Source organism: Flavobacterium rhizophilum, assembly GCF_046000485.1.
Lineage (GTDB): Bacteria > Bacteroidota > Bacteroidia > Flavobacteriales > Flavobacteriaceae > Flavobacterium > Flavobacterium rhizophilum.
Genome location: NZ_JBELQB010000015.1, coordinates 26,216 through 41,361 on the forward strand (window position 1 = coordinate 26,216; position 15,146 = coordinate 41,361).

Consider the following 15,146-nt stretch of genomic DNA (forward strand, 5'->3'; position numbering starts at 1 on the left):
CAAAAAAAGAGGGTGTTAAATACTTTAACACCCTCTTTTTTATAAGTTTACTGTTTTTATTTCCGAAACCATTTTTCCGTCGGGGGCAATACCTTCTATAAGTATTTTAACCTTGCCCGAATAAAGTTTAGGTATAATAAAGCTAAACTCTCCTTTGGCATCTGTAATAATTGTAGGATGCCAGTCTATAAGTCCGAAGTTTTGGAAACCTATATCATCATAAGTTGAAAGGTATTCAGCGTTTTTGAATTCCTTATTTTCTTCAAACCCATTTTTTATAAGAAAAGCAGTTTCAGTTTGTTTCTTTTTCGATTTGAAACCTCCTCCCGGTTTAAGGTAAATTTTAATCATTCCCATTTTGTTGTCAACTCCCGGTACAGGCATATGTTGGTTAATGTAAAGCTCATCGACTTCAGAGGTTTGAATACCATCTAATACATCAAAGCTCATTAACTGCCAGGTGTTCATATAAACCATTGGGGTTGTAGGCTGCCCGTTAAAGGTGTTTCTTGTCCTTCCGGTAATATTAATATCTCCCATTGGCGTTTTGGTTACATCAAAACCATGATATCTTATAAAATCAAGCAGATAGAAAAAGCTGATAGCATCATCTTCACTAATTTTATATCCTCTTAGTAAGCCATTTCCAGATCCTCTTGCATATTTTAGTTTTTTAGTAGCATCAGCATCAATAGTTATGTTTTCGAGCATTACGCTTTGAGAGTTGTATTTTGGTAATGCAATTTCTGAATCAGGATCTGTAGTATAATTAATGCAGGAAACTTTAACGGGTTTGTAGGGTTTATTAAACGATCTTATATTGTTTGATACCTGAGGGGTCAATCTTAAAGGTTCTGGTTTTTGTCCCGGTTTAACCAAAGAGAAACTTACATTACATGAGTCAGGCACAATTAAGTTGTTGAGGTAAAATTCATTATTATCGGTTACATAAGCCCTTTCATTCAGTAAGCCTTTAAAAGAGGAGATTATAACATAATGCCCTTTTAATGATTTTTTCTTATTTATGGTGCCTTTTAGAGAAAGGCCTATGTCAAACGAATAGTTTTGTTTTGGAGGGTTACTTTTTATGCTGTTCCAGTTGTATTTACTGGTTTGGCACATTAGGAACAGGTCAAGTTCGTATTTATTTGTTCTTGATAGGTTACTAAAATATTGTTTAGCGGTAGTTTTTACCTGTCCGTCAATGTAAGGTGAAAGAAGGAAATCGCCATAAATGTCTTCTTTTTCAGTAATACTTATGGTGTTTGCCGGTAAAACAGAAACGCTAAGACTCATGCTGCCGCTGTTTACTTTTCCTTTAAACTCTACGGTGCCGTTATCGTCAAATGTTTTTTTGATATAGGTATTTACAGTGGTTTCAGGATGTATGTAAAAAAGTCGCTGTCCAATTTCTTTAAGGTCAGTATCCAGAATACGAAGCGTGTTTACCCCTTCAAAAAGATCTTTGTTTTGAAGAAGGATAGTTTGTTCCAGTTGATTATCATTAAAAGAGAAATCGATAACAGATGTTTTGTCATCTTTGTTTATAACTGCATAGTATGTTTTACCCTTAATGTCATTGTAGGTAAAGGAGTTGGTTTTAAACTTAATAATAGTTTTGCCGGCCATTATATAGCTGTTTACATCCATAATGATTCCTTTAGCCTGAACCGGAGGTAAGTGTTGGCTGTATTTATTTCCGTTTAATTCTATTTGTACCGTATAGTCTGCTGAGTTATTTGCAGAAATGTCAAATCTGCCATAACCCAGTTTATTCAAAGTTATCTCTTTAATATCTTCTCCTTTGCTGTTTAATACCGTTGCCTTATTAATATTGAGAGGTGTGTTATCACACCCGGTTACATGTACCGCTATTGTGTTTGTACAGTCGCTAATAAAGCTGCCTTCGGGTTTTAGAGTTATATTTACTTCTGCTTCTGCGTTTTTAGTTAGTGATGCAGGGATGCCTGTTTCCTCATTTATAACTGTTATATCGTATACAGAAGACTCGTCCTCAATAAAATTATTCATCCAGTTGGTGTAAAACTGGATATAGTATTTTCCGGATTTTAAGCTGTTATCAAGTTTAAAGTTTCCTGTAAAATCACCAAGGTTTCCGTATAGGAGTTTTGTTTCTAAAACAGTTCCGTTTTCATCTATAAGATTTGCAAAAATATTTACGCACGAGAAAAAAGGGATATTGTATTTTCTGTGAAACACATAGCCTTTAAACCAAATGCTTTCTCCTGTTAAAAAAACATTTTTGTCAAAATGCGCGTGGATGTTTTCACGTTCGAGAAGGAAGTAATCCTCAAATTTCTTTGCAATTTCTTCCTTTTGGGATTGTTGTGCAAAGCAGGCTAGCCCGTTTGCGAGTGCAATGCATAGGAGCAAAGCTTTAATTTTCTTTTTCATGTGTAGGTGTGATTGTTATTTTTCAATTTTTTTGGTTTTGCTAAAATATGTCTTTTTCAATTATTATAAAAAAGAAAAGGAGCCCATGCGGGCTCCTTTGTATATGTTGTTGTGATGCCTGTTATTACATCATTCCGGGCATTCCGCCGCCCATTGGCATTCCGCCGCCAGCAGCACCTTCTTCTTTAATGTCGATTAAAGCACATTCTGTTGTAAGTATCATACCTGCAACCGAAGCAGCATTTTCAAGTGCAACACGTGTTACTTTTTTAGGGTCAATAACACCGGCACCAAGCATGTCTACATACTCGTCTGTTTTAGCATTGTAACCAAAGTCACCGGTACCCTCAGCAACTTTCGAAACTACTACAGATCCTTCAAGACCCGCGTTTTCCACGATTGTTCTAAGCGGAGCCTCAACAGCACGAGAAACAATCTGGATACCTGTAGCCTCATCTGCATTGTCAGCATTAATGTTGGCTAATACGGCTTTAGCTCTAAGTAAAGCTACACCACCACCGGCTACAATACCTTCTTCAACAGCAGCTCTTGTTGCATGTAATGCATCGTCAACTCTGTCTTTTTTCTCTTTCATTTCAACTTCACTTGCAGCACCAACATAAAGTACAGCAACACCACCTGCTAACTTAGCAAGACGCTCCTGTAGTTTCTCTCTGTCGTAATCTGAAGTGGTCGACTCCATTTGTGCTTTGATTTGGTTTACACGGTTTTTGATGTTTTCTGCATCACCGGCACCATTTACAACTGTAGTGTTGTCTTTATCAATAGTTACTTTTTCGCAAGTACCAAGCATATCAAGGGTTGCGTTTTCAAGAGTATAACCTCTTTCTTCAGCAATCACAGTACCTCCTGTAAGGATAGCGATATCTTCAAGAAGTGCTTTTCTTCTGTCACCAAAGCCAGGAGCTTTAACGGCAGCAATTTTAAGTGCACCTCTTAATTTGTTTACTACAAGTGTAGCAAGAGCTTCGCCGTCTACATCTTCAGCAATGATAAGAAGTGGTTTTCCAGACTGAGCTACAGGCTCAAGTACAGGAAGAAGATCTTTCATTGAAGATACTTTTTTGTCGTATAGTAAAATGTAAGGGTTCTCTAGTTCCGCTTCCATTTTTTCTGAGTTGGTAACAAAGTAAGCTGATAGGTAACCTCTGTCAAACTGCATACCTTCAACAACGTCAACATAAGTATCTGTACCTTTAGCTTCCTCTACAGTAATAACACCTTCTTTACCTACTTTACCAAAAGCAGTAGCGATAAGTTCACCTATAGATTCGTCGTTGTTTGCAGAGATAGAAGCAACCTGTTTAATTTTGTCTGTAGTACTTCCTACTTCTTTAGTTTGTTCAGAAAGATTTTTTACAATAGCTTCAACCGCTTTGTCAATACCTCTTTTAAGGTCCATTGGGTTAGCGCCTGCTGCTACGTTTTTAAGTCCTTCTTTAACTATAGCCTGTGCTAAAACAGTAGCTGTTGTAGTACCGTCACCGGCAAGGTCGTTAGTTTTAGAAGCAACTTCTTTCACCATTTGAGCACCCATGTTCTCAAGTGCATCTTCAAGTTCTACTTCTTTGGCTACAGATACACCGTCTTTAGTTACGGTTGGTCCGCCAAATGATTTACTTATAATTACGTTACGTCCTTTAGGGCCTAATGTTACTTTTACAGCATTAGCTAACGCATCAACACCACGCTTTAAACCGTCGCGTGCCTCTATATCAAATTTTATCTCTTTTGCCATGTTGTATTCTGGTTATATGTTTTTAAAAAATATTAAACTCTTATTAGATTACTGCAAAAATCTCTTCTTCTTTCATTATCAGGTAATCTTTACCTTCAAATTTAAGCTCAGTTCCTGCGTATTTACCGTATAAAACAGTATCACCAATCTTAACTGTCATGTCATGGTCTTTAGTTCCGTTACCTACGGCTACTACAATACCTTTTTGTGGTTTTTCTTTAGCAGTGTCAGGGATAAAAATACCTGAAGCAGTTTGAGTTTCTGCGGCTACGGGCTCAATCAGAACTCGATCTGAAAGTGGTTTAATGTTTAAAGCCATATGAATTCCTATTTATGTTTATTGTTTTTAAAATTAACTGTTTTGAATTTTTCAGAAATTGTGCCAATCCATAAAACTGACAGATTTATGGTAAAAAAAATGCCAGCACTGACAGGCTGGCATTTTTTTATATTGTATGTTGAAACTATTCCTGAGTTGCTCCCTCTGTGGCAGCAGGAGTTTCAGTAGCGGCCGGAGCAGCTTCTTCTGTAGCAGCCGGAGCTGTTGTAGCAGGAACAGAGCTCTCGTCAATAATACTATTTGTAGTTCCGTTAGAGAAACTTAAAGTAGATAGTAAAATTAAAGCGATTAGAACAGTAGCAAGAGTCCAGGTACTTTTGTCAAGAAAGTCTGTTGTCTTTTGTACACCACCCATCATTTGAGTTCCTCCGAATGAAGAAGATAATCCTCCTCCTTTAGGGTTTTGTACCATAACTACTAAAACCAAAAGGAAACTTACTACTACAATTAGTACCAGAAAAATTGAAAAGTCAACCATTGTTATTTATATTATTATTTTGTTGTAAAATCTTTATATCCGCTATGCGGTCTGCAAAGAAAACACTTTTTTCCGGATATTTCAAAATTAAAATTTCATAAGCTTGAATTGCTTTCTGATATTTTTTTTGTTCCAGGTATACTCTTGCAAGTGTTTCAGTCATAGGCAGCGAGTTGTCACTACTGCTTTTTTCTATGTTTGCAACGGGCTGGGTAGCATTTCTTACAGGAACTATTTTAGGGTTTGATTCTATAAACTTATCTATAAGTTCCAGTTTTTTATCTAAAGAAGTTGGAGCTGTATTCTCTGTTTCCTGCTTTTCAGGTTCTTCAGTTTGGGTGTTTTCGGCTTCAACCTTGTTTTCCTTTTCGGCAGTTGTTACTTCTTCCGGAGTTTCCTCACGGTTTATAGGAGAGAGTTTTGAAAGTTGTAGCCATTCCTGAAAAGAATGTTGCTCGGCTTTATTAAACTCCAACGGTTTGCCTATCTCCAGTTTTTTTTCGGTATTATCCTGTTGAGGTTCCTGCTCTTTATCATGTAATTCGTTTTCTTCTTCTTTAGGAACAAAAACAGGTGAAGTTACTATTGCAGGTGTATGATGAATTTCTTCTTCTTTCCTTTTGTTTTCTTCGGCTTCTTTTATGGTTTGCTCTATAGAGCGCTCCAGCCTGTTAACATTAGGGGTGGGGGATTCTGTTTCTTCTGTACCAGTTTGTAAGGTTTCGGTATCCTTAACAGTGATTTCTTCAATAGCCTTTTCTTTCTCCTCTAAAAAATCCTTTTGAATACTCTGAAAATTCTCTGAGGTGATAAAGTCAAAAAGTATCGAACGGTCATTGGTGTGAGCTGCCGTTTTTTTAAGCTCCATATTATAACGAAAGCTATCCTGATTATATAAGCCTTTTAAGTGTATGGCACGTGCACTTTGCAGGTACGGAAATTCGTAAAGTACGCTTTCCAGATCCATGGTGTGCTTGTCTGTAACACTATAGGGTTTATTAAGCAGGTATGTAAAATCTTTCGTGTTCAAATGTTTTTATTTTAAGGGAGCTTTTTATTTAATTACCATTTTGCCAGCGACTCATTAAAGATGTCCTGGGTTATTCTTTCAAAAATTTCATCTAAAGCAGCAGTAAGCACTGATCCTGTAGGTAACGAGTCGCCACTAAAGTCATAAAAAAAGCTGAACGGCTTTTCAAAATCGTCGTCTTCATTTCTTTTGTTCGTAAACCTTACGTTTACTGTGATGCTTAACCTGTTTTGAGCAGCACGCTGATCGGCAGTGGCTGTCATTGGAGAGATACGGTATTGTGTAATCTCGCCTTCGTAAACCAAATCACCTCCCGAATTGGTAAGTGTAAGGTTTGTTTGGTTTTGTATCAGGTCCTGTAACCTCAGGGTAAAAGTACGTTCTATACCCGGTTCTACAATTTCAGCACTGTTTTGAAAATAATTTACCTGAAAAGTTTCGGCATCAATTTTACCTGTTCCGGTAAAATTATATACACTACAATTGTTAAAGGTAGTAGCTAAAACTAAAACAAGTATGAATTTTATATATCTCATTATCCTTTTTTATTATTAAAGGTTGTGTTTTTTATTCTTTAGGCTTTTGACCAGTTTGTAAGCGACTCATTAAAGATGTCCTGACTTATTCTTTCAAAAATTTCATTAACCGCTGTTGTAAGCACAGATCCTGTAGGGAGATCATTACCATTGTAATCATAATAAAAACTGAAAGGCTTTTCAAAATCCCCTTCAGGATTATTTTTGTTTGAAAATCTTACGTTTACAGTTATGCTTAACCTGTTTTGAGCAGCACCCTGATTTGCGGTAGCTGTCATAGGTGAGATGCGATACTGTGTGATTTCGCCTTCATAAACCAAATCAGGATTAGAGTCGGTTAGGTTAAGGCGGGTTTGGTTTTGTATCAGTTCCTGTAACTTATTAGTAAAGGTGCGCTCTATGCCCGGTTCTACCAGTTCGGCATTATTCTGAAAATGTTTTACCTGAAAAGAATCGGCATTTACACTTATTCCTGTAAAGCTATAAGTGTTACAGCCGCTAAAAGTAGCTGCTATTACAAAAACCAGTATAAATTTTAAGTATTTCATCAATCCTTATTAATTAAAGGTCGTATTGCTTAATCTTTCTGTATAATGTTCTTTCAGATATTCCTAACTCATCGGCAGCAGCCTTACGTTTTCCTTTATTACGTTCCAGTGCCTTTTTTATAAGCTCAACTTCTTTTTCGTCTAAGCGAAGCGTTTCCTCTTCCTCAACCGTTTCAGCAAAAAGGTAATGATCATCGTCGTCATCATCGTCATGATGATTTATTACGGTTTCGGTAGGATGGCTTATGTTTTGAGGAGACATAACCTCTGTACGGATTCTCTCTTCAAAATTGTGACTGTTATCTTCTACAGTACTGTTGCCGTAAATTTTTTGGATAAGCCCTTTATTAGATTCCTGTACTTTGCTGGTATTACCGTTTTGCATCAGTTCCATGGTAAGCTTTTTAAGATCGTTTAAATCACTTTTCATATCAAACAGCACTTTGTATAGTATTTCCCTTTCGTTACTAAAGTCGCCTTCTGCTTTTTTCTCACTAACTACGGCAGGCAGGTTAGTACCTGTATCCGGCAGGTAAGAGCGCAGTGTGGAAAGCGAAATATCGCGATTGGTTTCCAGTACTGATATCTGTTCTGCAATATTACGCAGCTGCCTAATGTTTCCGCTCCAGCGATAACGCAACAATAACTGTACCGCGTCGTCATCCAGTTTAATAGGAGGCATTTTATATTTGTGTGCAAAATCAGAAGAAAACTTTCTGAACAGCAAGTGGATGTCTTCTTTACGTTCGCGCAGGGGAGGGAGTAAAATCTCTACTGTACTTAAACGATAGTAAAGGTCTTCCCTAAATTTTTCCTTTTCAATGGCTTCAAACATATTTACGTTTGTTGCTGCTACTATACGCACATTGGTTTTTTGTACCTGAGATGAACCTACTTTTATGAACTCTCCGTTTTCAAGTACACGAAGCAACCTAACCTGTGTGGTTAAGGGTAGTTCCCCAACTTCGTCAAGGAAAATAGTACCACCGTCGGCAACCTCAAAATATCCTTCACGGGTAGAAGTAGCTCCTGTAAAGGCTCCCTTCTCGTGGCCGAAAAGCTCACTGTCTATAGTTCCTTCAGGTATCGCACCACAGTTAACGGCAATGTACTTACCATGTTTTCTGTGAGAAAGTGCGTGTATAATTTTAGGAATACTTTCCTTACCTACACCGCTTTCCCCTGTAACCAGTACCGAAATATCGGTAGGGGCTACCTGTATCGCTTTTTCCAAAGCACGGTTAAGTTTAGGGTCGTTACCTATAATTTCGAATCGCTGTTTTATGGCTTGTATGTTTTCCATAGGCATTGTCACGTTTTTATTTTATGAGTGACACTTTGATTTTTGACTGGACAGAATTGAATATGTTTTTCATTTCTGCCTGTTGTAATAAATCAATTTGTGACTTATCAAGTATTACAGCCTGGTTTTTACTTATGTATATAAAAAACCATTTTTTTGTTTCTTTTACTTTGTAAATGTCTTCCCATTTATATGTCGTACTAAAATCTTCACCTTCGCTTTTATATGAATTAGGGGTAAAGGTGTAACTAACATTAGTATAAAACCTGCTGTTTTTTGTAAAAGCTTTTTTTGAAGCCTTTTTTATACTTCTCCAAAGTAATAGAGGTATAGCGATTATTGCTATTGCATATACAAAAATATTGTAAGCGGTATTATCTGTTTCGTTATATGCATTGAACGGATTTATAAATGTTATAATCGCACTCAGTGTTAAAGCACCATAAATAATAATTAATATTGGGCTTCTTCCTATTACTAAATTGTATAGGCTCGCCTTTGCAAGGTCATCTTGCTTTAAGCTTTGGTTTATGGTAATGTCTGTCATGCTTAATTCATCTCACTGTAACCTACTGCATCACCAATAAGGGTTGCCGAAGTACAATTGCTTATCTTTACATTTACAAAATCACCCGGTTTATAGTTACCCTCTTTTGGGAAAACTACCGTAGTATTTTGCGAATTACGCCCGCTCCAGTGTTCGTTAGAACGTTTGGATTCTTTTTCAATAAGTACTTCAACCGTTTGGCCTACAAAACGCTGGGTTCTTTCAAAAGCCATTTTTTGCTGTAGGTTGATAATCTCTGTTAGTCGACGGTTTTTCACCTCGGCAGGGATATCATCTTCCAGTTTTCTGGCAGCCAGTGTACCCGGACGCTCAGAGTAGGCAAACATGAACCCGAAGTCATACTTACAGTGTTCCATAAGGCTTAATGTGTCCTGATGATCTTCTTCGGTCTCGGTTGGGAAACCTGCAATCATATCCTGAGAAAGTGATATTTCAGGGATAATACGGTAAATGTTATCTACAAGCTCCATGTATTCCTCACGGGTGTGCTGGCGGTTCATTGCTTCAAGTACACGCGTACTACCACTTTGTACCGGCAGGTGGATATACTTGCATATATTATGGTGTTTAGCCATTACCTCAATTACCTCAAGGTGCATGTCCTGAGGGTTTGAAGTACTGAAACGGAAACGCATTTTAGGGAACTGTGTAGCAACTATATCCAATAGCTGGGCAAAATCTACAGCTGTTGCTTTTTGCATTTCGCTGGCTTTTTCAAAATCTTTTTTAAGTCCGCCGCCATACCACAGGTAGCTGTCTACGTTCTGGCCAAGTAGTGTTACCTCCTTAAAGCCTTTCTCCCATAGTGCAGCAATCTCTTCGGTAATACTTTGTGGGTCACGGCTTCTTTCACGTCCGCGGGTAAATGGTACCACACAAAACGTACACATATTGTCACAACCGCGAGTAATGGAAACAAATGCAGTTACCCCGTTACTGTTAAGACGTACAGGGGCAATATCGCCGTAGGTTTCCTCTTTAGAAAGGATTACGTTAATGGCATCGCGTCCTTCCTCAACCTCTTTTAAAAGATTAGGCAGGTCTTTATAGGCGTCTGGGCCTACTACCATATCAACGATTTTTTCTTCCTCAAGGAACTTACTTTTTAAACGTTCAGCCATACAGCCTAAAACGCCAACTTTCATTCCCGGGTTTATTTTTTTTATAGCGTTGTACTTGTCCAGTCTTTTACGTACAGTCTGTTCTGCCTTATCGCGGATGGAACACGTATTAACCAATACCAAATCGGCCTCCTCAAGGTTTTGGGTGGTGTTATATCCTTCATTTGCAAGGATGGATGCAACAATCTCGCTGTCAGAAAAGTTCATCTGGCAACCATAGCTTTCTATAAAAAGCTTTTTACTGTTTCCGTCTTTTTGCTCTAAAACAAGGCTTTGTCCTTGTTTGTTCTCTTCTATAATCTTTTCCATGATTCGCTACTGTAGTGCTTTTTTGAATTGGCAAAGATACTATTTAATTTGTAAAATATGACATATTGACATATTCTATCAGGTTAAATTCGCTGCATTAAACAAACGCTTTACTCCGGCAACAGATCGTAATATAAAAGTAAAGCCCAAAAGTACGATTAAACCTCCGGCAGAAAGGGAAGAAGAGGCAAGTAGCCCTGCCAGTATAAATGAGCACCCTGATGCTATCATTCGGTTTCGGTAATCGTAAAGTTCTACTTTGTCCTTTTCAAAATAAAGCAAGGCAAGCGATATGGTTCCGGATGTGCCTATAAAGAAAATAATATCCTGATACGGATTATTTTGCTGTATTATGGATAAGGCTATTAATGCAACTGAAATGAGTAACCCTAAAAATACGGTTGGTTTGTCAATTCCGGCTTTTGGAACCCAGCGGAATGATTCGGCATAAAAACTAAGGTTGAAATTTTCATACTCCTCTTCAGTCATGAAATGGCCTGTTAGGCATTTTCTTTTTAGTGTGTCCAGATACTTAAACGGGAAGCGGTCCCTAAAATCCATATACAGGCCAAGGTATACCTTTTTATTTTTTGGGATTTTTATTACAGATTTGTAAAAATCAAGTTTAATGATTACTTCTTCAATGTCAGAATCTATATTTAGGGTGAGCTCCTCACTATGCATGATTTTGGTGATTAACTGCTTTTTATTATCATAAATTTTAATTTTTCTGATGTGTCCCCAATTATAGGGTAGTAACAGCTTTATGTTTATCTCTCTCATAACGTGGTTTGAGTTATATGTAAAGTCCTAAATTTAATAAACTTACGGTGGAATGGCAATGGGTTTTATGTTTTTTTATTTCGGGCATATATATAATAAGGTGTAGTGTGGTGTAAAGTGGTGTTTTAGCATTTATTTGTGATAAAAAAGTATGAATTTGAAATGTCCAAAATTTAATATTTAAAAAAATCCTATACTTTTGCGACAAAGGAAAGCAAATATGGCAAAGAATTTAGTGATCGTTGAGTCGCCTGCAAAGGCAAAAACCATTGAGAAGTTTTTAGGTAAAGATTACCAGGTGGAGTCCAGTTATGGACATATAGCCGATTTACCCTCAAAGGAAATAGGGGTGGATATAGAAAACGGCTTTAAACCCAAATACCAGGTGTCTTCAGATAAAAAGGCTTTGGTTAAAAAACTTAAGGATCTGTCTAAATCAGCTGAGACAGTTTGGTTGGCGAGTGATGAGGACCGTGAAGGAGAAGCTATAGCCTGGCACCTTGCTGAAGAGCTTAAGCTGGATAAGAGTAAAACCAAGCGTATCGTTTTTCATGAAATTACCAAAACGGCAATCCAAAAAGCGATTGAGAATCCAAGAACTATTGATTATAATCTTGTAAATGCACAGCAGGCAAGAAGAATATTGGATAGGTTAGTGGGTTATGAGCTTTCGCCGGTATTATGGAAAAAGGTTAAGAGCGGGCTTTCTGCGGGGCGTGTACAGTCAGTTTCTGTACGTCTTATTGTAGAAAGAGAACGTGATATACAAAATTTTAAAGCAGAGGCTTCTTATTCAATAACCGCCGAGTTTGTTAATGAGACGGGTAAAACGTTTAAAGCGAGGCTTCCTAAAAACTTTACTACAAAACAGGAAGCACAGGATTTCCTGAATAAAAATATAGGGTCTGAGTACAAGGTTACCGATTTAGAGACTAAACCAGGTAAAAAATCACCAGCAGCTCCGTTTACCACATCTACACTGCAACAGGAAGCGTCGAGAAAACTGTACTTTCCTGTTGGGGTAACTATGATGCTGGCACAGCGACTGTATGAGGCCGGACTTATAACATACATGAGAACGGATAGTGTTAACCTTTCTCAGGAAGCGATGGCTGCCGCCGAAGCCGAGATTACTAAGTCTTACGGTAAGGAATATAGCAGGCCACGTAACTATGCTACAAAAAGTAAAGGTGCACAGGAGGCTCACGAGGCTATCCGTCCTACAGATATGACCCGTCATACGGTAAATATAGACAGGGATCAGGCGAGACTTTACGATTTGATTTGGAAAAGAACAGTGGCTTCTCAAATGAGTGACGCTAAATTAGAGCGTACCAATGTTAAGATAGAAGCTAACAATCATAAAGAGATTTTTGCAGCATCGGGAGAGGTGCTGTTGTTTGAAGGTTTCCTTAAAGTGTATCTTGAAGGAAGTGATGATGAGGATGTGGAACAGGAGGGTATGCTGCCTGCATTAAAAGTAAACGAGAAGCTGCGTAATAACTACATTACAGCTACCGAGCGTTTTTCAAGACCGCCTGCACGTTATACGGAGGCTGCTCTTGTTAAAAAGCTTGAAGAACTTGGTATAGGTCGTCCGTCTACTTATGCTCCTACAATTTCGACTATCATAAGCAGGAATTATGTGGAGAAAGGAAGCTTTGAAGGTCAGGAAAGAAAATATGCTCAGCTAACCTTAAAAGCAGGAGCGGTTTCAGAACAGCAATTGAAAGAAAACGTAGGATCGGATAAAGGAAAACTGGTGCCTACAGATATAGGTATGATTGTGAATGATTTTCTTGTAAATCATTTTGAAACCATACTGGATTATAATTTTACCGCTAAAGTGGAGCAGGATTTTGATGAGATTGCATCGGGTAATGAAGACTGGACAAAAATGATGAACGATTTTTACAGTCATTTCCATCCTAATGTAATTGATGTTGAGAAAAATGCCGAGAGGGAATCAGGGGAACGTATTTTAGGCACAGATCCGGAGAGTGGAAAACCGGTAATTGTTCGTTTAGGTAAATTTGGGCCAATGGCTCAGATAGGTGATGCCGAAGATGATGAGAAACGATTTGCCAGCCTGTTGCCTGAACAAAATATAGGTAGTATTACCCTGGATGAAGCTCTTGGATTGTTTATGTTGCCAAAAACACTGGGTACATACAAAGGTGAGGAAGTTGAGGTAAACAACGGTCGTTTTGGTCCGTATGTTCGTTTCGGTAAAACTTTTATCTCTCTTCCTAAGGGAATGGATCCGCTTGATGTGAACTTTGAGGTGGCTTCTAAGCTTATTGCAGAGAAAGAGCAGGCCGATGCGCCAATTGGTACTTATCAAAACGAGCCCGTTCAAAAAGGGGTGGGGCGTTTTGGTCCGTTTATCAAATGGAACGGAATGTTTATCAATGTGAATAAAAAATATGACTTTGATAACCTTTCACAGTCGGATATAGTAACTCTTATTGAAGATAAGCTTCAAAAAGACAGGGATAAGCTTATCCATAACTGGGAAGACGAAGGTATAAGGGTTGAAAAAGCTCGTTGGGGACGTTCGGTTATCCTTAAAGGGAAAACTAAAATCGAACTAACCAAAGATGTGGATGCTGAGAAGCTAACGCTTGATCAGGTGAAGGCTTTGATAGAGGAGAAAGCTCCGGCAAAAAAGACTGCTAAGAAAGCAACTGCTAAAAAAACAACTGCAAAAACAAAAAAGAAATAAAGTATGGTATTTGATTTTTTAGAACCTGTAGACGAAAGCTTACTGGAGTTTATAAGTGAACTTCCTGAGCAGTCTCTGGGGAGGAGGGTCAGTATACACACATCTGATGTTTTTCCTGATTTGGACAAAGCGGCTATTGCTATAATAGGTGTTTTAGAAAACAGGGGTTCTCATGGGCAGGACGAGCGTGTACATCTTGAACATGTTAGAAAGGAGTTTTACAGTTTGTTTCCGGGTAACTGGCATGCAAATGTTATTGACCTTGGTGATATTACTGCAGGGAACACTCCAGAAGATACATACTATGTTGTAAAGACACTGGTTGAGGAACTGGTTAAGCAAAAAGTGGTTCCTTTAGTGCTGGGAGGGTCTCAGGATATTACTTATGCTATGTACAGGGGGTATGACAGACTTGAGCAGATGGTTAATCTGGTTTCGATAGACAGTAAGTTTGATTTTGGTAGCGAGGGGGAAGGTCTTACAGCTAACTCATATTTAACTAAAATAATCGTAGAAGAACCCAATAATCTTTTTAATTTTAGCAACGTAGGCTATCAAACGTATTATAATTCTCAAGAAGAGATTGATTTGATTGAGAAATTGTATTTTGATGCTTACCGTTTAGGTGAAATAAGTAATAATTCGACGATCGCTGAGCCGGTTTTTAGGGACGCAGACATTGTTTCTGTCGATATGACGGCTGTAAAATCAAGTGATTCCGGCAATTATGTTAAATTTATCCCAAATGGCTTTGATGGAAAAGAAATTTGTATTTTAGCGCGGTACGCAGGGATAAGTGATAAGGTTACTTCATTTGGAGTATTCAATCACAATAATTCCGCTCAGGAGTCCGTTTTAATAGCTCAGGTGTTGTGGTATTTTATCGAAGGGTTTCATTACAGGTCTAATGAATATCCTTTTGGGAGTAAAGAGCACTACCTTAAATATATTGTTCCTCTGGAAGACGAGGAACTGGTTTTTTATAAGAGCGACAGGACAGACAGATGGTGGATAGAGATACCATATGTGTCTCATGTTAATAATAAATTAACAAGAAATACGTTGTTACCTTGTACACATGAAGATTACAAGGGTGCATGCGGGAGTGAGATACCGGAAAGATGGTGGAAGGCCCAGCGAAAAAACATTATTTGATGATAATGTTATAAAAAGAGCATAGTTTTATTTAGATTTTCTTAAAGTTACCATTAGATTACTTTTTGTTTAGGTT

The 15,146-nt window shown here is 37.9% G+C and carries 13 protein-coding genes; 2 read left to right on the top strand and 11 right to left on the bottom strand.

Annotated features, from left to right (window positions below):
• Window positions 1–39: 39 nt before the first annotated feature.
• The 11 genes from ABS768_RS16095 to ABS768_RS16145 all read right to left on the bottom strand — a co-directional run bounded on the left by ABS768_RS16095 (window position 40) and on the right by ABS768_RS16145 (window position 11,190).
• On the bottom strand, window positions 40–2,415 hold the full coding sequence (locus ABS768_RS16095) for a hypothetical protein (RefSeq protein ID WP_408075982.1): 2,376 nt from the start codon (window positions 2,413–2,415) through the stop codon (window positions 40–42).
• 124 nt (window positions 2,416–2,539) lie between these two features.
• Entirely contained in the window at window positions 2,540–4,174 is a 1,635-nt protein-coding gene (groL, locus tag ABS768_RS16100) for a chaperonin GroEL (protein ID WP_408075983.1), read from the bottom strand.
• Between the two features lie 43 nt (window positions 4,175–4,217).
• Window positions 4,218–4,493, bottom strand: a complete 276-nt coding sequence (locus ABS768_RS16105; protein ID WP_408075985.1) for a co-chaperone GroES — start codon at window positions 4,491–4,493, stop codon at window positions 4,218–4,220.
• Window positions 4,494–4,638: 145 nt separating this feature from the next.
• Complete coding sequence (secG, locus tag ABS768_RS16110) at window positions 4,639–4,992, bottom strand: preprotein translocase subunit SecG (RefSeq protein ID WP_408075986.1); 354 nt, start codon at window positions 4,990–4,992, stop codon at window positions 4,639–4,641.
• Window positions 4,985–6,022, bottom strand: coding sequence for a tetratricopeptide repeat protein (locus tag ABS768_RS16115; RefSeq protein ID WP_408075988.1), 1,038 nt, complete (start codon window positions 6,020–6,022; stop codon window positions 4,985–4,987). Before ABS768_RS16115 ends, secG begins: the two co-directional genes overlap by 8 nt.
• A 32-nt stretch (window positions 6,023–6,054) precedes the next feature.
• Complete coding sequence (locus tag ABS768_RS16120) at window positions 6,055–6,558, bottom strand: LptE family protein (protein WP_408075989.1); 504 nt, start codon at window positions 6,556–6,558, stop codon at window positions 6,055–6,057.
• Window positions 6,559–6,596: 38 nt separating this feature from the next.
• Complete coding sequence (locus ABS768_RS16125; RefSeq protein WP_408075990.1) at window positions 6,597–7,106, bottom strand: LptE family protein; 510 nt, start codon at window positions 7,104–7,106, stop codon at window positions 6,597–6,599.
• Window positions 7,107–7,119: 13 nt separating this feature from the next.
• Window positions 7,120–8,409, bottom strand: coding sequence for a sigma-54 interaction domain-containing protein (locus ABS768_RS16130; RefSeq protein ID WP_330444348.1), 1,290 nt, complete (start codon window positions 8,407–8,409; stop codon window positions 7,120–7,122).
• Window positions 8,410–8,425: 16 nt separating this feature from the next.
• Window positions 8,426–8,956, bottom strand: coding sequence for a YcxB family protein (locus ABS768_RS16135; RefSeq protein ID WP_408075992.1), 531 nt, complete (start codon window positions 8,954–8,956; stop codon window positions 8,426–8,428).
• A gap of 2 nt (window positions 8,957–8,958) precedes the next feature.
• Window positions 8,959–10,407, bottom strand: a complete 1,449-nt coding sequence (gene miaB, locus ABS768_RS16140; RefSeq protein ID WP_408075994.1) for a tRNA (N6-isopentenyl adenosine(37)-C2)-methylthiotransferase MiaB — start codon at window positions 10,405–10,407, stop codon at window positions 8,959–8,961.
• A gap of 78 nt (window positions 10,408–10,485) precedes the next feature.
• A complete protein-coding gene (locus ABS768_RS16145) occupies window positions 10,486–11,190 on the bottom strand; it encodes a hypothetical protein (protein WP_408075996.1) in 705 nt (234 codons plus the stop codon).
• 220 nt (window positions 11,191–11,410) lie between these two features.
• On the opposite strand from ABS768_RS16145, the gene topA reads away from it, so the two are divergent.
• A complete protein-coding gene (gene topA, locus ABS768_RS16150) occupies window positions 11,411–13,915 on the top strand; it encodes a type I DNA topoisomerase (protein ID WP_408075998.1) in 2,505 nt (834 codons plus the stop codon).
• Between the two features lie 3 nt (window positions 13,916–13,918).
• Window positions 13,919–15,070 (top strand): formimidoylglutamase, encoded by a 1,152-nt coding sequence (locus tag ABS768_RS16155; protein WP_408075999.1) that lies wholly within the window; start codon window positions 13,919–13,921, stop codon window positions 15,068–15,070.
• Window positions 15,071–15,146 lie beyond the last annotated feature (76 nt).